Source organism: Haematobacter massiliensis, from assembly GCF_000740795.1.
GTDB lineage: Bacteria > Pseudomonadota > Alphaproteobacteria > Rhodobacterales > Rhodobacteraceae > Haematobacter > Haematobacter massiliensis.
In genome coordinates this window covers 198,548-219,130 of the sequence record NZ_JGYG01000002.1, presented here as the reverse complement: position 1 = coordinate 219,130, position 20,583 = coordinate 198,548, and the positions used below count along the sequence as shown (strand labels likewise).

Sequence of the window (20,583 nt, the reverse complement as noted above, 5' to 3'; positions counted from 1 at the left end):
CTAGGCGGTTTGCGCGTCACGCGCGGTGGAAAGACGCGACCAGTTCCACATGCGTGGACCAGCGGAATTGATCCACCGGCTGAACCCAATCAAGCCTATAGCCCGCATCGGTCAGGATGCGCGCATCGCGGGCGAAGGTCAGCGGATTGCAGGAGACACCAGCGAGTCGCGGCACGCCCGCAGCGGCGATCTCCCGCATCTGGGCCTCGGCTCCGGCGCGCGGCGGGTCGATGACCACTGCGTCGAGCCGCTTGAGTTCGGGGCCGAGCAACGGACGGCGGAACAGGTCACGCGCCTCTGCCGTGACCTTGCGCAGCCCCTCGGCGCCGCGCCAGCCGCGCTCCAGCGCCCGGATGGCAGGCGCGCTTCCCTCCACGGCGAGCACCTCCGCCCGCTCGGCCAGCGGCAAGGCAAAGGTGCCGGAACCGCAGAACAGATCCCCCACGCGGGACGCGTTCCCGACGATCTCCCGCACGGCGGCAAGCAGAGCGGCCTCCCCTTGGGCGGTGGCCTGAAGAAACGCGCCGGGGGGCGGCGAGACGAGAGCCACGCCGAATCGATGGAACGGTTCAGCGGCTTGCACGGCAACCTCGCCCTCCCAGCTCAGACGCGCGATGCTGTGCCGCCCCGCGATTACCGCCAGATCCCGGCGGAGCGCGGCGTCCAGCGGCTTGCCGCCCGTCACGGCCAGATCGGCGCCGCCGATCGCGCGGGTCAGGGTAAGCGTCAGCTCCCCCTTCCGCGAGGCACCGGCCATCGTCACCTCCTCCAGCGCCGGGCGGAGCGCCATCAACTCGGGATGGAGGAGCAGGCAGCCGGGCGTATCGACGAGCTGATCGGAACCGCGCCCGTGAAAGCCTATCATCGCGCCCGCCTTGGTCCGCCGCCCGGACAGCGCCGCGCGACGCCGGGACCGGGGCGGCGAGGTGAGGATCGGGCGCAGCTCCGCCGCGATACCCTGCGCCGCAAGCGCTGCCTCCACCACCTGTGTCTTCCATGCGGCCACGAAGCCATCGGAAGCATGCTGGAGCGCGCAGCCCCCGCAGGCGCGGTAGTGCGGACAGGGAGCGCGGATGCGGTCCGGCGAAGGAGTGACAATGCGCGGCTGGGCGAGGCGATCCCCGACGACATCCCCCGCAACCTCCTCCCCCGGAAGGGCGCCGGGGATGAACACAGGGCCGTCGGCTCCCACAGCGATCCCGTCGCCATGATGGCCGAGGCGCTGGACGGTGAGGGTCATTCCGCCGCCTCCGTCTCCGCCCCGTCCATGGGATCGACGGCCAGAAAGCCACCCGACTGCCGCCGCCAGTAGCGGGCATAGAGACCGTCACGGGCCAGCAGGGCGTCATGCGTGCCCTCCTCCACGATCCGGCCCTCGTCCAGCACCACGATCCGGTCCATCGCGGCAATGGTGGAAAGACGATGCGCGATGGCGAGCACGGTCTTGCCCTCCATCACCCGGTCGAGTGAGTCCTGAATGGCGGCCTCCACCTCGCTGTCCAGCGCGGAGGTGGCCTCGTCCAGCACGAGGATGGGCGCGTTCTTCAGAAAGGCGCGGGCGAGCGCTATCCGCTGCCGCTGGCCGCCCGAGAGCTTCACGCCCCGCTCGCCCAGATGCGCGTCGTAGCCCTTGCGCCCCTGATAGTCGGACATCTTCAGGATGAATTCATGCGCCTCGGCGGCCTTGGCGGCGGCGATCATCTCCTCCTCCGTCGCATCGGGGCGACCGTAGAGGATGTTGTCACGCGCAGAGCGGTTGAACATCGCCGTCTCCTGCGTGACCATGGCGATCTGTCGGCGCAGGCTCTCTTGCGTCACATCGCGCACATCGTGGCCATCGATCAGAACACGGCCCTTCTCCGCGTCGTAGAGCCGGAGAAGCAGGGCGACCAGCGTCGATTTCCCGGCACCGGACGCGCCGACCAGAGCCACCTTCTGCCCCGCGGGAATGTCGAGCGTGACGCCCCGGACACCGCCCGCCCCCCCGCCATAGGTGAAGGTGACGTCATCATAGGTCATCGCCCCGCTCACCCGCTTCAGCTCAAGCGCATCGGGCTTGTCGGTCAGGCTGTGAAGGCGGGAGAGCGTGTTCATCCCGTCCTCGATCTCGCCCACATTGGCATAGATGCTCATCAGCGACATCGAAACCCAGCCCGTCATCTGCGAGATGCGGAGTGCGATGGCTCCGGAGGCCGCGATATCCCCCGCCGTCGCCATGCCGCGCGTCCAGAGCAGCAGCGCCCCCCCGATCAGCACCACCGGCAGGATACCGCCCAGAGCATTCAACCCGAAGCGCAGCCAGGTGGAGACGATGCCAAAGCGGATGGTCTTGCGGCGGTAGTCGCTCATCGCCCCCAGAGCGACCTGATCCTCGAACTCCGCATGGGCGAAGAGCTTCACGGTCTTGATGTTGGTGATCGTGTCCACGACATGGCCGGAGATCATCGCCCGCGCCGCCGCCCGCTGGGTGGAGCGTTTGCGCACGCGCGGCAGGAAGTAGCGGATGAGCAGCAGGTAGAGCAGCAGCCAGACCGCCAGCGCCAGCGCGATCCACGGGTCGATGGCGACCAGCACCGCGACCGAGCCGACGACCGAGGCAAGCGCGAAGGTGACGGCGTTGATGAAATCGGTCGCGGTTTCCGTCACGGCGCGGGCGGTCTGCATCTGCTTCTGCGCGATGCGGCCCGCGAAATCGTTGTCGAAGAACGTGACGGACTGGCCCAGCGTCCAGCGAAACAGCCGCGAGAGGACCAGCGGCATCACATTCGGCGCGACCAGCAGGTTGTTGGCGGCCGTAGAGACGCCGATGGCCACCGGGCGCAGCACCGCAAAGAACAGCACAAAGCCGATCAGCGTCGCGGAATGGGCGGAGAAGTAATCCGCCGTCGCGGTGCTGGTCGTCGTGTCGATCACCCGCCCCAGCACCAGCGCCGTCATGACCTCCAGCACGCCCGCCAGCGCCGCGAGCCCCCCCGCGATCAGCAGCCAGACCCAGGCGCCCTTGATGCACCACATGAAGAAGGCGCCCAGCGTCTGCGGCGGCGACGATTCCGCCGGGATGAAGATATCGGCGTTCGTGACCCCTCTCATGCGGGTTCTCCTGCGGTCAGGGGAGGCGGCTCGCCGATGCTCGTCTGCAGTTCGGTATCCATGCCGATGAACCCGCCCGATTGCCGAGCCCAGAGACCGGCGTAAATGCCACCCGCGGCCAGCAGCTCGTCATGGCTGCCGTCCTCCACGATCCGGCCTGCATCCAGCACCACGATCCGGTCCATGGCCGCGATGGTCGAAAGGCGGTGTGCGATGGCGATCACCGTCTTGCCCTCCATCACGCCATAGAGCGTTTCCTGAATGGCGGCCTCCACCTCGCTGTCCAGCGCGGAAGTGGCCTCATCCAGCACGAGGATCGGCGCGTTCTTCAGAATCACGCGGGCCAAGGCCACACGCTGCCGTTGGCCGCCGGAGAGTTTCACCCCCCGTTCGCCCACCTGCGCGTCATAGCCTGTGCGCCCTTCGCGGTCACGCAGCTGGAGGATGAAGTCATGCGCCTCCGCCCGCTTCGCCGCGGCGATCATCTCCTCCTCCGTCGCTTCGGGGCGACCGTAGAGGATATTCTCCCGCACCGTCCGATGGAGAAGCGAGCTTTCCTGCTGCACCATGCCGATCGCGCGGCGCAGGCTGTCCTGCGTGACGCCGGAGATATCCTGCCCATCGAGCAGGATGCGCCCGCGCTCCGGGTCGTAGAACCGCAGCAGCAGCTTCACCAGCGTCGTCTTGCCCGCACCCGACCGCCCGATCAGGCCGATCCGCTCCCCCGGCCGAACGGTAAGGGTGACACCGTCCAGGCCCGCGCTGCCGCCGCCGTAGTGGTGGCTCACATTCTCGAACTGGACCAGCCCCTTGGTAAGCTTCAGTGCCACGGCTTCCTGCCGATCGACGAGATGGATCGGTTCTGCCAGGGTCTGCATCCCCTCCTCCACGATGCCGAGCGACTGGAAGAAATGCGTCAGCGCCCACATGATCCAGCCGGTCATCGCATTGAGCCGGAGGGTCAGCGCCGTGGCCGCCGCGACGGCACCCACAGAGGCGCTGCCCTGCATCCAGAGCCAGAGCGCCCAGCCCACGACCGCCACGATCAGCAGCCCGTTCAGCATCATCAGCACCACATCCATCGTGGTGAAGACCCGCATCTCCCGCGCGGTGGCCTGCCGGAAGTGCTCCATCCCTTCCTGGGCGTAGTCCAGCTCCTTGCCCTGATGGGCGAACAGCTTGACCGAATGAATGTTGGTGTAGCTGTCCACCACCCGCCCCGTCAGCGCGGAGCGGGCATCGGAGGCGGCCTGAGAGGCGACGCCCACCCGCACCATCGTCCAGCGCATGAGCAGGCCATAGAGCACGAGCCAGCCAAGCAACGGCAGCGCCAGACGGGGATCTGCATCCGCCAGCAATACGGTCGCGCCGATGATATAGGCCAGCGCAAAGGTGATCGCATCGAAGACCTGATAGACGGCATCCCCTGCAGAACCGGGCGCCTGCATGATCCGGTTGGCGACACGTCCTGCAAAGTCGTTCTCGAACCAGCCGACGGACTGGCGGAGCACATGACGGTGCGAGCGCCAGCGGATGAGCGTTCCGAAGTTCGGCACGATGGTGTTGTTGAGAAACGCCACCGACAGCCCCTGGATCACCGGACGGAGCGTGAGCATGAACAGACCCGCCAGCAGCAGTTCCGTGCCATGCGCGGCCCAGACCTCCGAAGGCGTACCCTGCGACAGGAAGTCCACCACGCGACCCATGTACCACACCAGCGCGATCTCCACGGAGGCCACGATGATGCAGAGGAGGGCCGTGACGGCAAACACCCGCCGAAAGGGGCGGGCAAAGGACAAAAGGAACGGCCACAAGCGGCGCGGAGGGGCATCCCGCTCCTCATACGCCGTGTAGGGATCCACAAGAGTTTCAAAGAAGCGGAACATCGCTTCTGCCTTTCTGCGGTCGTGTAACGGGCTGACGGGGACGGCAGGGGCGTCTCTCCGGCAGCGCGGCTCCACACAATCCTGTCAGGACAGGGCATATAGGGCGGAATCCCTCTCAGGGAAACCGGGGGTCTAGCCGAAAAGGTCGCCCTGTGGCGCGGAGCGCACCTCCGTGCGCGGGGCTTCCAGCCCCAGATGCCGCCAGGCAGCCTGCGCCAGCATCCGCCCGCGCGGCGTGCGGGCGATGAGCCCCTGTTGCAGCAGATAGGGCTCCGTCACTTCCTCTATCGCATCGCGGGATTCCGACAGCGCGGCGGAGAGCGTCTCCACCCCCACCGGCCCGCCGCCATAGCTTTCCGCGATGAGCCGCAGGTAGCGCCGGTCGCTGCCGTCGAGCCCCAGCGCATCCACGCCGAGCCTGCTCAACGCCCCGTCCGCGAGCGGCTGGGTGATATGGCCATTCCCCTCCACCAGCGCGAAATCCACCACCCGGCGCAGGAGCCGTCCGGCGATCCGGGGGGTGCCCCGGGCGCGGCGGGCAATCTCCCGCAGGCCGCCTTCCTCCGCCGTGATGCCCATGAGGCGCGCGCCGCGGGCGACGATCTGGAACAGCTCGTCCTCCGTATAGAACTGAAGGCGCGTGGGGATGCCGAACCTGTCCCTGAGCGGCGTCGTGAGCAGGCCGAGCCGTGTCGTCGCCCCCACCAGCGTGAAGGGCGGCAGGTCGATCCGCACGGTGCGCGCGGCAGGCCCCTCCCCGATCACCAGATCGAGGGCGAAATCCTCCAGCGCGGGATAGAGCACCTCCTCCACCACGGGCGAAAGGCGGTGGATTTCGTCGATGAAGAGCACATCGCGGGGTTCGAGATTGGTCAGGATCGCCGCGAGATCCCCGGCCTTGGCCAGAACCGGGCCGGAGGTCATGCGGAACCCTACGCCCAGCTCCCGCGCCATGATCTGCGCCAGCGTCGTCTTGCCCAGACCGGGGGGCCCGTGGAACAGGGTATGGTCCATCGCCTCCCCCCGCATCCGGGCGGCTTCGATGAAGATGCGCAGGTTGGCGCGCGCCTCGGCCTGCCCGATGAACTCGTCCAGAAGCTGCGGGCGAAGCGCCCGGTCGGTTTCGGAGCTGTCCTCCGGCAGCGGCTCGGGCCGCAGGGTGGGATCTGGCATGGACATGATGGCGCCTCTCGCCGGAACTTTCGCGGAACATCGCCCGGAAGGCAAGGCTTTGCGGCCCTAGCCCTTCGGCGCGAGGAGTTTCAGGGCGGCGCGGATCAGGTCCGGCGTCGCGGCCTCAGGCGCGCGGCCCGCAGCCTCCGCCACCGCCGCAGCGGCCTCCCCCTGCCCATAGCCGAGGTTCAGCAGCGCCGACAGGGCCTCCGCCGTCGCGGCCGCCGAGGGAGAGGGCGGAGGGGGCGGCGGCAGGTCCACCACGGCGCTGTCCTCCGCCGTCACGGGCGCGGCGACCGTCGGCCCCGGTCCAGCCCCGAGCGCCATGACGGCGGGGGCCTTGCCCTTCAGCTCATTCACCACGCGCTGTGCGATCTTCGGGCCGACACCCGGCGCGGCCTTCACCGTCGTCCAGTCGCCGAGCGCGATAGCCCGTGCCAGCCCTTCCGCCCCGAGCGTTCCGAGAATCGCGAGGGCAGCCTTGGCGCCGATCCCTTGCACGGTCAGCAGCAACCGATGCCACTCCTTTTCCAGCAATGTCGGGAAGCCGAAAAGCTGGAGCAGATCCTCCCGCACCAGCAGTTCCGTCCAGAGTGCGGCAGCACCCCCCACCGCGGGCAGCGCAGCCATCGTCCTGTCAGAGACATAGACGACATAGCCCACGCCGCGCACGTCGATCACCACATGGTCGCCACCCCGATGGACGATCAGCCCGGCCACCCGCCCGATCATTGCGCCCTCGCCAGCGCGGCCGCGAGGCGGCCTGCGGATTGCATATGATGCGCATGACAGATCGCGACGGCCAGCGCATCCGCCGCATCCGGCCCGGCAATGGCGATACCGGGCAGATGCAGCCGCACCATATGGTCGACCTGCCGCTTCTGCGCATGGCCCACGCCCACGACCGTCTTCTTGACCGCGTTCGGGGCATATTCGCCGACCCGGATCCCCGCCTGCGCCGGAACAAGCAGGGCGATGCCCCGCGCCTGACCAAGCTTCAGCGTGGCGACCGCATCCTTGTTGACGAAGGTCTGCTCCACGGCCGCAGCTTCCGGCGCATGAGTGGCGAAGACGCGGGACAACTGCGCGTGCAGGCTCATCAGCCGCATGGCGAGATCCTCACCTTCCGAATGGAGGATGCCGTTGGCGATGTGAGTGAGTCGCGAGCCGCGCACCTCTATCAAGCCCCAACCGAGGTTTCGGAGGCCCGGATCTATCCCCATCACGCGCATTCCGACCTGTCCCGAGCATCTTGTTGTCTTTTTGCCTCGCTAGCACGAAAGGCGAACACCCGCCAGAACGATCGGTGCAACGCGCGTGATCCCGCAAGGAAGTTGCGACTTTCCCTCACTTCCTCGAAGAAATCACCAGCAACGCGGCAGGAAACTCCCCCCGATCGCAAGAACCTATTTTCATTGAATTTTTGTGAACGAAGCCATGCACGCCACGCAAGAGCGCCATGCCATTCGCGCCCGTTGAGTTCTCAAAATGCCCGATCTAGATGCAATGCAGTCAAGATGATGCTCCCACAAAAAGCAGTTTGTAAAGGATACTAAGATGGCTACGCTCGACACCAACCCGAGCCTCTCGGGCCGCTCGACCGGAGGCCGCGCCCCCCACCTGTTCTCCGGCGCCTTCAACGCCCTGAAAAGCTGGAACGACGCGCGGCTGACCCGCAAGGCGCTTTCTCGCCTGTCGGACCGCGAACTCAACGACATCGGCCTGACCCGCGCCGATCTGGACGATATCGGCGCACTCTTCCGCTGAGGCGCCGACTGGTCCGCAGCCGCTGCGGGCCCGACGATTGCAAGGCCGCGTTCCCCGCACAGGGGCGCGGCCTTTCGCATTCCGGTCACTTCCGCAGGCAGCCCCCTGCGCAGGCAGATCACTTCCGCAGAACGAGTGTGGTCCAGTCGCCCAGTTCATCGCGCCCGGTGACACCGAAGCCCTGCGCCTCATAGGCGGCGACGACATCATCGGCCTGCTGGTTCAGGATGCCCGACAGGATGACATAGCCGCCCTCCGCGACATTCACGCCCATGTCGGGCGCGAGTTCCACCAGCGGCCCTTTGAGGATATTGGCAAAGACCAGATCGAACGGCGCACGCGCGGTGATCACCGGATTGTCGAACCCCGCGGCCTCCACGCAGATCAGCCGGTCGCCGAGGCCGTTCGCCTCCGCATTCGCGGCGGCGACCTCGACCGCGACCACATCGATATCGGAGGCGAGCACCGTGCCCGGCCAGATGGAGGCCGCGGCCATGGCGAGGACTGCCGTGCCACAGCCGATATCCGCCACGTTCCGACCGACGAAGCCCTCGGTCGCGAGCCTGTCGAGCGCCTTCAGACAACCCAGCGTGGTCGCGTGATGGCCCGTGCCGAAAGCCACGGCCGCCTCGATCAGCAGGGCTACGCGGCCTTCGGGCACCTTGTCGGCATCATGCGCGCCATAGACGAAGAAGCGCCCCGCCTCCACCGGATGCAGTTCGCGGCGGACCTTGGCGACCCAGTCGATCTCCGGCAGTTCGGAGACACTGAAATCCCTGGCGGCATGAACGGCGGCAAGCAGGGCCAGCGCCACCTCATCCGGCGGGTCGAAGAAATAGGCGCCCACTTCCCAGAGACCGGAGCCGTCCTCGATCTCGAAGGCGCCGACGCCGTACGGCTCGGGTTCCAGATCCTCCAGCGCTTCGGCAAGCGCCTCGGCGGGCTCGCGGCCGGGCAGCGTGGTCAGGGCGGCATAGGTGGGCATGTGGGCCTCCGGGCGTTTCCGGCCCCGCCTAAGCGGAGGCGCGGGAGGGGTCAAGGACGGAAAGGCTGAGGTCCACGAGCCTGTCGGGCGGGAGCGCCGCGTCAAGCGTCGTGACCGGGCAGGCGAAAGTCTCCAGCCATGCCAGATGCCCTGCCAGCGACCGCCCGGTGAAGAAGGGGTCGTCATAGCTTTCCGCCCAGGCGAGAAACTCCGCCGTCTCGGGGCAGTCGGCATCAGCGCCATAGCGCAACCACTCCCGTCGTCGGAGACGCTCCATCCGCTCCGCAGGGTCAAGGCGGAGGAAGATGACCGCCGTCACGCGCTCCCGCAGCCGACCTTCCCACCGCATCGGTGCGCCGGAGAGAATCCAGTCGCGCCGGGGCAGGAACATCGCCTCCATGAGCGCCAGCCGCTCCACGGGCGGGCGGGGCCTGCGGAAAGGGGGATCCGTGGGATGCCAGTAGAAATCGTCGGTGTCGAAATGCTGGCTCGCAAGACGGATCGCCAGCAGCCTCCCCAGCGTCGATGTGCCGGTCCCCGAGGCGCCGGTCACCAGGATGCGGCAGGGCGGAATGTGGCCGTACGGACCCGGCACAACCTGCCCCGGCAAGACCGCCTGAGGCGCCGTGGCGGAGTTTTCACATGGCGGACCGCCGGGCCGGGCCTTGACCGCATCCGGTGTGTCGCCGTCCTGTCCTTCCGCTCTCTCGATCACCGCGCCCCTCCGCTCCCGCTCCCGTGCCGGTCTCCATTGCCAGCCCCCGTCGCCCGGAGCCGGCATGCCGGAGGTGCCTGCTGGCAGTCCTTGCCGCAGACGGCGGCGTCAGTCCCTGCCGCAGACCGCGGCTGTCAGAGCGCCGCGCCGATCCCGACCGGGCAGGTGACGCCGGTGCCCCCGATGCCGCAATAGCCCGCAGGGTTCTTTGCCAGATACTGCTGATGGTAATCCTCCGCCGGATAGTAGGCGGGGGCAGGCAGGATTTCCGTGGTGACATTGCCATAGCCCGCAGCCTTCAGCCGCGGCGCAAAGGCAGCCAGCGAGGCTTCCGCCGCCACGCGCTGCGCTTCATCGGTCCAGTAGATCGCGGAGCGGTACTGTGTGCCGACATCGTTGCCCTGCCGCATGCCCTGCGTGGGGTCGTGGTTTTCCCAGAAAACCTTCAGCAGTTCCTCATAGCTGACCGCAGCCGGATCGTAGACGACACGGACCACCTCATTATGGCCGGTCATGCCGGAGCAGACTTCCTGATAGGTCGGGTTGGGCGTCACCCCGCCCGCATAGCCGACGGAGGTGGACCACACGCCCGGCACTTTCCAGAAGATCCGCTCCACACCCCAGAAGCAGCCCATGCCGAAGATCGCGACCTGCATCCCCTCCGGCATGTCCCAGAGAGAACGACCGGAGACGAAATGCGTCTCAGCGGTGGGAATGGGGTGGGTTCGACCGGGAAGCGCCTCTTCGCGCGTCGGAAGCGACAGTTTTTTGCCTGGAAAGGTGAACATGCTCGGTCCTCCTGTGAGTGGAGAGAATATAGGAAGCCTGCGGCCAGCCCCAAATGATCGTGCGGGCAAGGTGGCATGTTCCAGCCTAGTAGAAGCTCTGCGGGTCGATGTCGATGGTTACCCGGAGGTGACCGGGCACACGAAGCTGCGAGATCCATTCGGAGATTGCGCCCTGAAGGCCCACGCCCTTGCCCGCCTTCACCAGCAGCCGCACCCGGTGACGGCCCCTGACGCGCGCGATGGGCGCGGGCGCGGGCCCATAGACCTGCGCCCCCACGCGGCGGAGCGGCTGGTCCCGCCGTGCGAGTTCCGCGCCGAAGTCGAACGCCTCCGCCACATCGGGAGAAGACAGGATGATCCCCGCCATCCGCCCATAGGGCGGCACCCCCGCGGCGCGGCGCTCCTCCGCCTCCGCCCGCCAGAACCCCTCCTCATCGCCCGACAGGATCGCGCGGATCACGGGATGCTCGGGCTGAAAGGACTGGAGCAGCGCCAGCCCCTGGCGCCCCTCCGCCCGGCCCGCCCGACCGGCCACCTGTCGCATGAGCTGAAACGTGCGCTCCGCCGCGCGCAGATCGGAGCCCTTCAGCCCCAGATCGGTGTCGATCACGCCAACCAGCGTCAGAAGGGGGAAGTTGTGGCCCTTGGCGACAAGCTGGGTGCCGATGATGATGTCCGCGTCACCCGCCGCGATCTCCTCGATCCGCGCCTTCAGCGCGCGGGCGGAGCCGAAGAGGTCGGAAGACAGCACGGCAATCCGGCGGCCCGGAAACAGCGCCTCCACCTCCTCCGCCAACCGCTCCACGCCCGGACCCACGGGGGCGAGCTTGCCCTCCACCCCGCAGGAGGGACAGGCGGTGGGGATCGGCTTCGACTCGCCGCACTGATGGCAGACCAGGCGCTTCTGAAAGCGATGCTCCACCATGCGGGCGTCGCAGTGATCGCAGCCGATCTGGTGCCCGCAGGCCCGGCAGACGGTCAGCGGCGCATAGCCCCGCCGGTTGAGGAACAGCAGAGCCTGCTCCCCCGCCTCCACCCGCGCCGTCACGGCGGCAGCGAGCGTCGGAGAGATCCAGCGGTTGGAGGGCACGTCCTCATCGCGCATGTCGATGGCCCGCATCTCCGGCAGTTCCGCGGCGCCGTAGCGGGCGGCGAGGTCGATCCGCGCGTATTTCCCCGCCTCCGCATTGGCCCAGCTTTCGAGCGACGGCGTGGCCGACGCCAGAACGACCTGCGCCGAGCAGAGTGAGGCCCGCAGCACCGCCATGTCGCGCGCATTGTAGAGAATGCCTTCCTCCTGCTTGTAGGAGGTGTCGTGCTCCTCATCGACCACGATCAGCCCCAGATCGCGGAACGGCAGGAACAGCGCGGAACGTGCGCCGACGACGAACTGAGCCTCCCCCGTGCTCACCGCGCGCCAGAGGCGGCGGCGTTCGGTCTGGGTGGCGCCGGAGTGCCACTCCGCGGGCCGGGCGCCGAAGCGCGCCTCCACCCGCTTGAGGAATTCCGCCGTCAGCGCGATTTCCGGCAGCAGCACGAGCGCCTGCCGCCCGGCACGCAGGCATTCGGCCACTGCTTCCAGATAGACTTCCGTCTTGCCGGAGCCGGTGACACCTTTCAGCAGTGTCGTGGCATAGCGTCCTGAGGCAACGCCCGCCCGGAGCCGGTCTGCGGCGCGCGCCTGATCTTCCGTCAGCGCATGGCCGGCGCGCGCCGGGTCGAGGCGGGGATAGGGCTGATCGCGCGGGGCGTCCTGTTCCAGCAGCACTGCCTGCGCGACAAGACCCTTCACCACGCCGGAGGACACCCCCGCCAGCGCAGCCAGCTCGGCCGGCGTGAAGCCGGGATCGCCATATTCGTCAAGGATATCCAGAACGCGCGCCCGCGCCTCCGTCATCCGGTCCGGCTCCCGCCCGCCCCGCAGCAGGATCCGCCGTGTCGCGGGCGGCGCGCCAAGCCCCGGCGCCCGCGTGGCGAGCCTGAGCATGAGCGCGAGCGGCGTCAGCGTGTACTGCGCGCCCCGCTCCAGAAACAGGCGCATCGACTCCGCCATCGGCTCCGCATCCAGAACGCGGGTGACCGGGCGGAGACGGGCGGCGTCGAAATCCCCGTCCCCCGGACCCCAGACCACGCCCAGCACCTGCCGGGGACCGAGCGGAACCTGCACGAAATCCCCGTCCCCGCAGCCGCCCTCCGGCGCCAGATAGTCCAGCCGCCGGTCAAGCGCCGTTGTCACGACACCGACGCGCGCCCCCGCCGGATAGCGACCGGCGGCCTCAGACGCGGGAACGGGGATGTGAAACAGGTCAGTCATGCACTTTCCGCCCGCGTCCCGCTGGGGTATGACGGCCTCCAATCCCTTTCACGAACAGGACACCCGTGATGAAGTTCTTCGTCGACACAGCCGATGTCGCGGCCATCGCCGAGCTGAACGAGCTTGGCATGGTCGATGGCGTGACCACCAACCCGTCGCTCATCCTGAAATCCGGCCGCAACATCCTTGAAGTGACCAAGGAGATCTGCGGTATCGTCTCCGGTCCGGTTTCCGCCGAAGTCGTCGCACAGGACGCGGACGACATGATCGCCGAGGGCCGTAAGCTCGCCGAGATCGCGCCGAACATCACGGTCAAGGTGCCGCTGACCTGGGCGGGCCTGAAGGCCTGCAAGGTGCTTTCGGACGAAGGGTTCATGGTCAACGTGACGCTCTGCTTCTCCCCCAACCAGGCGCTGATCGCCGCCAAGGCCGGGGCCACTTTCATCTCGCCCTTCATCGGGCGCCTGGACGATATAAACATCGACGGCCTGGATCTCATCGCCGACATCCGGCACATATATGACAATTACGGGTTCGAGACGCAAATCCTGGCCGCGTCCATCCGTACGGTGAACCATATCACCGAATGCGCGAAGATCGGGGCCGATGTCATCACCGCACCCCCGGCCGTCATCAAGGCGCTCGCCAGCCACCCGCTGACCGAAAAGGGCCTCGATCAGTTTAACAAGGACTGGGCTGCAACAGGGCAGAAGATCCTCTGACCCGTTTCGATCCCTGGCTGGCGCGTTGGGGGCTGATCCCCGACGGGCCCGTCATCGAGACACCATGCGCAAGGCTTCTGCCCGTGCGACACCTTGGCCAGCCTGCGATGCTGAAGGTCACGCAGTCGGACGAGGAGCGCGGGGGTTATCCCCTGATGGCGTGGTGGGACGGCGAAGGCGCGGCCCCGGTGCTGGCCTGGGATGGCGACGCCCTGCTGATGGCGCGCGCCATCGGCACCCGCTCGCTTCTCCACATGTCCCGGACGGGAGAGGACGCCGCGGCGACGACTGCCCTCTGCGAGGTGCTCGCCCGGCTTCACCGCCCGCGCGCCGGAGCACCTGCACTTGTCCGGCTCGAGACGTGGTTCGCCGGGCTGTGGCGCTTTGCGACCGATCCGAGGCTGGCGCTCGGGGCGGAAGTCGCCCGGCAGGCGCTGGCCGATCAGAGAGAGCGCCTGCCCCTCCACGGCGATCTGCATCATGGCAACGTGCTCGACTTCGACAGCGCGGGGTGGCTCGCCATCGATCCGAAGGGTATCGAGGGCGACAGGGCGTTCGACCACGTCCGGCTCTTCACCAATCCCGATCTTGCCGATCCCCGCCATCCCGTCGCGCTGAGGCCCGGCATATTCGAGACGCGCCTGGCCATCGTCGCCCGTGACGGCGGGTTCGACCGCCGTCGCCTTCTCCGCTGGATCGTGGCGGGAACGGCGCTTTCCTCGGCATGGTTGCTGGAGGATGGCGCGGATGCCACATTCACTCTGGCCGTAATGTCACGCGCGCTGGAAGAATTGGACGGCGCCTGACCGCCCGCGTTGCCGCCCTCCCGCCGCACCGCCATAGTCGGCACAAAAACCGAGAGGGCAGCCATGGCGGATAATACGGCACAGGAACTGCGCGAACGTATTCTTGCGGAACCGGAACTCATTCTCGAAGACAGGGATCTGATGCGCGCCCTCATCGCGGCGAATGACCGCGCGCTCGGTCCCAATGTGATAGACCTGCGCAGCGTCGCGATGGAGCGGCTCGAATCCGAACTCGACCGGCTCGAGGATACGCATCGGCACGTCATCGCCGCCGCCTATGACAACCTCGCCGGCACCCGGATCGTGCAGCGCGCCGTGCTGAAACTGCTGGAGCCGGGGGACTTCGGTGAGTTTCTCGCCATATTGCAGGAGGAAGCGCGCGAGATTCTCCGCCTCGACAGCCTGCGCCTTGTGATCGAGGCGGAGGTGGAGGCGGAAACGCCCGGACCCCTGCCCGTCCTGAAGATCGCACCCGCAGGCTTTTGCGACGCCTACGTTTCCACAGGGCGGCGCGGGCGCGCCAAACCGGTGACGCTGCGGCCGCTTCAGGATTCGGGCGAGCTTTATGATGATGCGGCCATCCTCTCCGAAGCCCTGCTTTTGCTGGATCTCGGCCCTGGACGGCTACCGGGGCTGCTGGCCCTCGGCTCCTCCGACGCCAATCATTTCCGGTCGAGCCACGGGACGGAACTCCTCACCTTCCTGGCAGGTGCCTTTGAGCGGATGATGCGCCGCTGGCTGGCATGAGCCTGCTTTCCCCGGCGATCAGGGATGCACTGGAGCAATGGCTCACCCGCCTCCGCGGGGTGGAAGGCGCGGCGGAAAACACGGTGATCGCCTATCGCAGCGATGTGGTGGGGTTTCTCACGTTTCTTGCCACCCATCACGGCGGCGCGGCAGGTCTGGCCCCCCTCGCCCGGATTACCGGCTCCGACATGCGGGCCTGGATGGCGCATGAGCGCGGGCGCGGCCTTTCGGCCCGTTCGCTTGCGCGGGCGCTCACGGCGGTCAAGACGTTCTACGGCTGGCTGGCCGAGCGTGAGGGGTTCGAGCCGACCGCGGTCCTGAGCATCCGCCCGCCGCGCTTCAAGGCCCGCCTCCCCCGCCCATTGAGCGAGGAGGCGGCCCGTTCCGTCATCGACCGGGTGGAGGTGCAGCATGAGGAGCCATGGCTCGGCGCCCGCGACGCCGCCGTGGTGACGCTGCTCTATGGCTGTGGCCTGCGGATTTCCGAGGCGCTGTCCCTGCGCCGTCGCGATGCCCCGCTGGGCGAGACGCTGCGCGTCATTGGCAAGGGCAACAAGGAGCGTCTTGTTCCGGTCCTGCCCGCGGCACGGCAGGCGGTGGCGGATTATGTGGCCCTGCTTCCCTTTGCTGTCCCAGCGGAGGAGCCTCTGTTCCGGGGCGCGCGCGGCGGGCCGCTCAACCCCGGCCTGATCGCCCGTGCGATGGAACGGGTCAGAAACCAGATGGGCCTGCCCGCAACCGCCACGCCGCATGCGCTCCGCCACTCCTTCGCCACGCATCTCCTGAACGCGGGGGGCGACCTTCGGGCGATACAGGAACTGCTGGGCCACGCCTCGCTTTCCACCACGCAGGTCTACACGGCCGTGGATGCGCGGCGGCTGATGGAGGTCTACGAAAATACTCATCCGCGGGCCTGAGCAAAGGAAAAGCGGCGTTTTCGGGCGGTGATTGCTCGGACAGCAGAGGGCTGGCCCCGCAAGAGGCGGCGGAGGCGCGCGCGCCTGGACGGGGCAGCTTCTACACTGCCCTGTCTCCATGCGAGACAGTCGTCCGGCCGCCGGAGGGTCAGCCTGACATTCCACCACCTCGCACCGATTCGCCGACACCAGCAGCGCCTTGGACGGCGCGCCGAAACACAAGGGGCGGCTCCCTCTCGCCCCGAGCGGCGATGATTTTCTTGTCAATGAGGGCGATCGCGCGCCTCTGCGGTCGGGTAATCGCGGTGCGGCCTGATCGCGCCGACGAGGCATAGCTGCGTAGATCGGGGGCGCATGTCGGAGATGAGCCAGTGCGTGCGGATGCCGGCAGCCTATTGCCTCTGCGTATGGACGCAGACGGGATGTCTCGCCCATGAAGGAAACGAATCTTCCGCAAACCGTCCCGCATGATCGCCGCCGATTCCGCCGAGTTCTACCCGCTCGCGAGGGCCATGGGCGCCCCGCAAACCCTTTCCGCGTGGGTCACGGCGAAACCTCCCGCAAGCGCGCCGCTCCGCCGACATCTGCCGGCGGCCGATGAGCGCTTTCCGTGGGATCAAAGAGACAAATGGCCCGCCAGAGCCGTATCGCGCGTCACGCAGCGACCGAGCCCGCGTCCTCCTCTGATCCAGCCCCTCCCGACGCCCGCGAGCCAGCGCCGATCACACCCCTTCCTTTCCGACATGTCTCGTAAGCAGAGTAGCGAAGCGCCCCGCTGCCGGGCATTCCCCACCGGATGAGACGAGGGAGAAGGCCCTCGCACGCGTCCCGGCGTTGCGCCCGAGGGAAATATGGGCGATGACCGGTAGCGAACGTCACGGGACTGCCATGATCACCACCGCTCGCGCCTATATGGTCCATCTCTTCACCGCCACCGGCGCAATCTGGGCGACGCTGGCCATGCTGGCGGCTGTCGACCACAAATGGGACACCATGTTCCTGTGGCTGGTCGTTGCCTTCATCGTGGACGGGATCGACGGCCCGCTGGCCCGCCGTTACGACGTGCGGGAAAAGGCGCCGATCATCGACGGGGTGCTGCTCGACCTCATCATCGACTACCTGACCTATGTCTTCATCCCGGCCTATGCGCTCTTTGCCTCCGGGATCCTGCCCGGATGGACAGGCTGGTGCGCGATTATCGTCATCAACTTCGCCTCCGTGCTTTATTTCGCGGACAGCAGGATGAAGACGAAGGACAACTCCTTTTCCGGCTTCCCCGCCTGTTGGAACATGGTGGTGCTGGTGTTCTTTGCGCTGAAGCCGGATTTCTGGATCGTGCTTGCCATCGTCATCGCTCTGGCGGTGCTGATGTTTGCGCCGCTGAAATTCGTCCACCCGATGCGGACGAAGCGGTGGTCCGCGCTGACACGCCCGGTGGCGTTTCTCTGGGTCGCACTGGCCGGGTGGAGCGCCTGGGTGGATTTCTGGCCCTCCAGCGCTGTGCAATGGGGGCTGGCGATCACCACGGCCTATCTCCTGCTCGCCGGGATCGTGCAGCAGATGACGGAACGGCCCGGGCGCTTCTCTCCGCCCTGACCGGCACTCGTTGAGGGGTATGCAAAAGGGCGCGGAAACCGCGCCCTTTGTATTTTCCCGCGCGTTACGCGCCCGCTTCAGGCAAGCACGGCATCGCAGCGGGCGCAGGTGCCCGGATGCTTGTGGGTGCCGACATCCGGCAGAATCTTCCAGCAGCGCTCGCATTTGCCGCCGTCCGCATGTTCAAAGACCACGCCCACGCCTTCGATCTCCGGCATGCGGAACGCCTCGGCAGGGATCGGATCGGTCGTCAGCCAGATTTCCGAGGTGATGCAGACATCGGCGAATTCGACGCCCTTCAGCGCCTCCTGCATATCCGGGTTGCGCACATGGACGACGGGAGCAGCCTCCAGGCTGGAGCCGATCACCTTCTCCTGCCGCTGGATCTCAAGCGCAGCCGTCACCACGCGGCGTACGCGGCGGATCTCCTCCCACTTGCGGGCGAGCGCGGCATCCTGCCAGGCCGCAGACGTCTCGGGGAAGTCCTGCAGATGGACGGAGGACTCCTCGCCGGGGAAGCGCGACAGCCAGACATCCTCCATCGTGAAGACCAGCACCGGAGCGAGCCATGTCACCAGACGGTGGAACAGCATGTCGAGCACGGTACGCGCGGCACGGCGGCGCAGACTGTCCACGCCGTCGCAGTAGAGCACGTCCTTGCGGATATCGAAGTAGAAGGCCGACAGATCGACCGTGCAGAACTGGAACAGCTTCTGGAACACGCCCTGGAAGTCATAGGCGTCATAGCCGCGCCGAACCTCGCCATCCAGCTCCGCGAGACGGTGCAGCACCCAGCGTTCCAGCTCCGGCATCTCCTCCGGCGCGATGCGTTCCGCCTCGTCCCAGCCGTCGAGATTGCCGAGCATGAAGCGCATCGTGTTGCGCAGGCGGCGGTAGCTGTCGGCGGTGCCCTTCAGGATTTCCTTGCCGATCCGCTGGTCCACGGTGAAGTCAGATTGCGCTACCCAGAGACGCAGGATATCGGCGCCGTATTCCTTGATGACCTCTGCCGGAACCACGGTATTGCCGAGCGATTTGGACATTTTCATGCCCTTCTCGTCCAGCGTGAAGCCATGGGTCAGCACGCCCCGGTAAGGCGCCCGCCCGATGGTGCCGCAGGCCTGCAGCATGGAGGAGTGGAACCAGCCGCGATGCTGGTCCGTGCCTTCCAGATACAGATCCGCGATGCCGTCCGGCGTGCCGTCGGGCCGGTCGCGCAGCACGAAGGCATGGGTGGACCCGCTGTCGAACCACACGTCCAGCACGTCCCTGACCTGCTCGTAGGCGGCCGGATCGTAAAGGCCGTCCAGCACCTTTTCCTTGAACCCGTCCTCGAACCAGACATCCGCGCCATCGGCCTCAAAGGCCGCGACGATGCGGGCATTCACCTCCGCGTCGCGGAGCAGGAAATCGGCATCCGTGGGCTTCCCGCCCCTTTTCACGAAGCAGGTGAGCGGCACGCCCCAGGCCCGCTGGCGCGACAGGACCCAGTCCGGCCGCGTTTCCATCATGGAGTGCAGCCGGTTGCGCCCCGACACCGGCGTGAAGGTCACCAGTTCCTCGATGGAGGTCAGGGCGCGCTGACGGATCGTATCGCCATAGGTGCCCTTGCCGTCGTCCAGCGGCTTGTCGATCGCCACGAACCACTGGGGGGTGTTGCGGTAGATAACCGGGGCCTTGGACCGCCAGCTATGCGGATAGGAGTGCTTGATCCGCCCCCGCGCGATCAACGCGCCAGCTTCCACCAGCTTGTCGATGACAGCCTTGTTCGCGCCGCCTTCCTTGCCCTTCGGCGTGATGATGAACTCCCCGCCGAACAGCGGCAGGTCGGCCCGGTAGGAGCCATCTTCCATCACGTTGTAGGTCATCGGCAGGCCGAATTTCAGCCCGAGCTGATAGTCGTCATCGCCGTGGCTGGGCGCGGTGTGGACAAAGCCTGTCCCCGCATCGTCAGTGACATGATCGCCCGGCAGCATGGGCACGTCGTAATCCCACTCGCCCTTGCCGCCCTCCACACCGCGGAGCGGGTGGGAGAGGATCAGGCTGTCCAGCTCCTCTGCCGTGACATCGCGCAACCGCTCCGCCCGGTCGATCCGCGCGGCAGTGAACACGCTGTCCGCCAGCTTGTCGGCCAGCAAGAAACGGTCGCCGGGCTTCGCCCAGTTGTCCTCCGCGGCTTCCTTCACCTCATAAAGACCGTAGGCGATCTCCGGGTTGAAGGCCACGGCGCGGTTCTGCGGGATCGTCCAGGGCGTAGTGGTCCAGATCACGACAGGCACGCCCGCCAGATCATCGGAGCCGGAAGCCACCGGGAACTTCACCCAGATCGTGTGGGAGGTGTGGTCGTGATACTCGATCTCCGCCTCGGCCAGCGCGGTCTTTTCGACCGGGGACCACATGACCGGCTTCGATCCCTGATAGACGGAGCCGTTCATGACGAACTTCATGTATTCTTCGGCGATCACGGCCTCCGCATGGTAGGCCATGGTCAGGTAGGGATCGGCCCAGTTGCCGGTGATGCCCAGACGCTTGAACTCCTCGCGCTGGATATCCACCCATCCTTCCGCGAAACGGCGGCATTCGCGGCGGAAATCCACCACGGGCACGTCGTCCTTGTTCAGGCCCTTCGCGCGGTACTGCTCCTCGATCTTCCATTCGATCGGCAGGCCGTGACAGTCCCAGCCCGGCACGTAGCGGCTGTCCTTGCCCATCATCTGCTGCGAGCGGACGATGAAGTCCTTCAGCGTCTTGTTCAGCGCGTGGCCGATATGCAGATGCCCGTTCGCATAGGGCGGGCCGTCATGCAGCACGAAGGACGCGCGCCCCGTCTTTTCCCGCAGGCGGTCATAGATACCGATCCGCTCCCACCGGGCCAGCCATTCCGGCTCCCGCGCGGGCAGGCCCGCACGCATCGGGAATTCGGTCTTCGGCAGGAAGACGGTGTCGCGGTAGTCAACGGTCTCCGCGGTGGTGTCGGCGGTCTCGGCAGGCGTATCGGTCATCGGAACGGTCCGGTCAGAGGAGGGAATGTCGGCGCGGGTCGAAAACCCATGTCCCCGGCGTCTCTGACAGGTCAG

At 67.1% G+C, this 20,583-nt stretch carries 17 protein-coding genes; 6 read left to right on the top strand and 11 right to left on the bottom strand.

Annotation, left to right across the window (positions count from 1 at the left end):
- Positions 1-16: 16 nt before the first annotated feature.
- The 6 genes from CN97_RS04165 to ruvC form a co-directional block, all read right to left on the bottom strand.
- Positions 17-1,240 (bottom strand): class I SAM-dependent RNA methyltransferase, encoded by a 1,224-nt coding sequence (locus CN97_RS04165; RefSeq protein ID WP_035707609.1) that lies wholly within the window; start codon positions 1,238-1,240, stop codon positions 17-19.
- The gene (locus CN97_RS04160; protein WP_035707606.1) at positions 1,237-3,090 is read right to left on the bottom strand and encodes an ABC transporter ATP-binding protein; all 1,854 of its coding nucleotides are present in this window, start codon (positions 3,088-3,090) and stop codon (positions 1,237-1,239) included. The genes CN97_RS04165 and CN97_RS04160 overlap by 4 nt, the downstream gene beginning before the upstream one ends.
- Positions 3,087-4,976 (bottom strand): ABC transporter ATP-binding protein, encoded by a 1,890-nt coding sequence (locus CN97_RS04155; RefSeq protein WP_051910943.1) that lies wholly within the window; start codon positions 4,974-4,976, stop codon positions 3,087-3,089. Before CN97_RS04155 ends, CN97_RS04160 begins: the two co-directional genes overlap by 4 nt.
- Positions 4,977-5,108: 132 nt before the next feature.
- The gene (gene ruvB, locus CN97_RS04150; RefSeq protein WP_035707602.1) at positions 5,109-6,155 is read right to left on the bottom strand and encodes a Holliday junction branch migration DNA helicase RuvB; all 1,047 of its coding nucleotides are present in this window, start codon (positions 6,153-6,155) and stop codon (positions 5,109-5,111) included.
- 60 nt (positions 6,156-6,215) lie between these two features.
- A complete protein-coding gene (gene ruvA / locus CN97_RS04145) occupies positions 6,216-6,881 on the bottom strand; it encodes a Holliday junction branch migration protein RuvA (RefSeq protein ID WP_035707599.1) in 666 nt (221 codons plus the stop codon).
- Positions 6,878-7,381, bottom strand: a complete 504-nt coding sequence (gene ruvC / locus CN97_RS04140) for a crossover junction endodeoxyribonuclease RuvC (protein WP_035707595.1) — start codon at positions 7,379-7,381, stop codon at positions 6,878-6,880. The genes ruvA and ruvC overlap by 4 nt, the downstream gene beginning before the upstream one ends.
- A 325-nt stretch (positions 7,382-7,706) precedes the next feature.
- On the opposite strand from ruvC, the gene CN97_RS04135 reads away from it, so the two are divergent.
- Positions 7,707-7,916 (top strand): DUF1127 domain-containing protein, encoded by a 210-nt coding sequence (locus tag CN97_RS04135; protein ID WP_035707592.1) that lies wholly within the window; start codon positions 7,707-7,709, stop codon positions 7,914-7,916.
- Positions 7,917-8,034: 118 nt separating this feature from the next.
- Here the strand turns inward: CN97_RS04135 and CN97_RS04130 are convergent, their stop codons facing one another.
- From CN97_RS04130 to CN97_RS04115, 4 genes are all read right to left on the bottom strand, one after another.
- On the bottom strand, positions 8,035-8,901 hold the full coding sequence (locus CN97_RS04130; RefSeq protein WP_035707589.1) for a 50S ribosomal protein L11 methyltransferase: 867 nt from the start codon (positions 8,899-8,901) through the stop codon (positions 8,035-8,037).
- 28 nt (positions 8,902-8,929) lie between these two features.
- Positions 8,930-9,616: an AAA family ATPase gene (locus tag CN97_RS04125; protein WP_207391651.1), complete on the bottom strand. Its 687-nt coding sequence runs from the start codon at positions 9,614-9,616 to the stop codon at positions 8,930-8,932.
- Positions 9,617-9,750: 134 nt separating this feature from the next.
- A complete protein-coding gene (gene msrA, locus CN97_RS04120) occupies positions 9,751-10,404 on the bottom strand; it encodes a peptide-methionine (S)-S-oxide reductase MsrA (protein WP_035707587.1) in 654 nt (217 codons plus the stop codon).
- Positions 10,405-10,489: 85 nt separating this feature from the next.
- The gene (locus tag CN97_RS04115; protein ID WP_084683983.1) at positions 10,490-12,718 is read right to left on the bottom strand and encodes a primosomal protein N'; all 2,229 of its coding nucleotides are present in this window, start codon (positions 12,716-12,718) and stop codon (positions 10,490-10,492) included.
- A 68-nt stretch (positions 12,719-12,786) separates the two neighbouring features.
- Between CN97_RS04115 and fsa the strand changes: the two genes are divergently transcribed.
- The 5 genes from fsa to CN97_RS04090 all read left to right on the top strand — a co-directional run bounded on the left by fsa (position 12,787) and on the right by CN97_RS04090 (position 17,506).
- Positions 12,787-13,440, top strand: coding sequence for a fructose-6-phosphate aldolase (gene fsa, locus CN97_RS04110; RefSeq protein WP_035707584.1), 654 nt, complete (start codon positions 12,787-12,789; stop codon positions 13,438-13,440).
- The gene (locus CN97_RS04105; protein WP_051910942.1) at positions 13,437-14,246 is read left to right on the top strand and encodes an aminoglycoside phosphotransferase family protein; all 810 of its coding nucleotides are present in this window, start codon (positions 13,437-13,439) and stop codon (positions 14,244-14,246) included. Before fsa ends, CN97_RS04105 begins: the two co-directional genes overlap by 4 nt.
- Before the next feature lie 63 nt (positions 14,247-14,309).
- Positions 14,310-14,993 carry a DUF484 family protein gene (locus CN97_RS04100; protein ID WP_035707577.1) on the top strand — a complete coding sequence of 228 codons (684 nt, stop codon included), beginning with the start codon at positions 14,310-14,312 and terminating at the stop codon, positions 14,991-14,993.
- A complete protein-coding gene (locus CN97_RS04095; protein WP_035707574.1) occupies positions 14,990-15,910 on the top strand; it encodes a tyrosine recombinase XerC in 921 nt (306 codons plus the stop codon). The genes CN97_RS04100 and CN97_RS04095 overlap by 4 nt, the downstream gene beginning before the upstream one ends.
- An 858-nt stretch (positions 15,911-16,768) precedes the next feature.
- Complete coding sequence (locus tag CN97_RS04090; RefSeq protein ID WP_248700067.1) at positions 16,769-17,506, top strand: CDP-alcohol phosphatidyltransferase family protein; 738 nt, start codon at positions 16,769-16,771, stop codon at positions 17,504-17,506.
- Positions 17,507-17,583: 77 nt separating this feature from the next.
- Here the strand turns inward: CN97_RS04090 and ileS are convergent, their stop codons facing one another.
- Entirely contained in the window at positions 17,584-20,508 is a 2,925-nt protein-coding gene (ileS, locus tag CN97_RS04085; protein WP_035707571.1) for an isoleucine--tRNA ligase, read from the bottom strand.
- Positions 20,509-20,583: the final 75 nt, after the last annotated feature.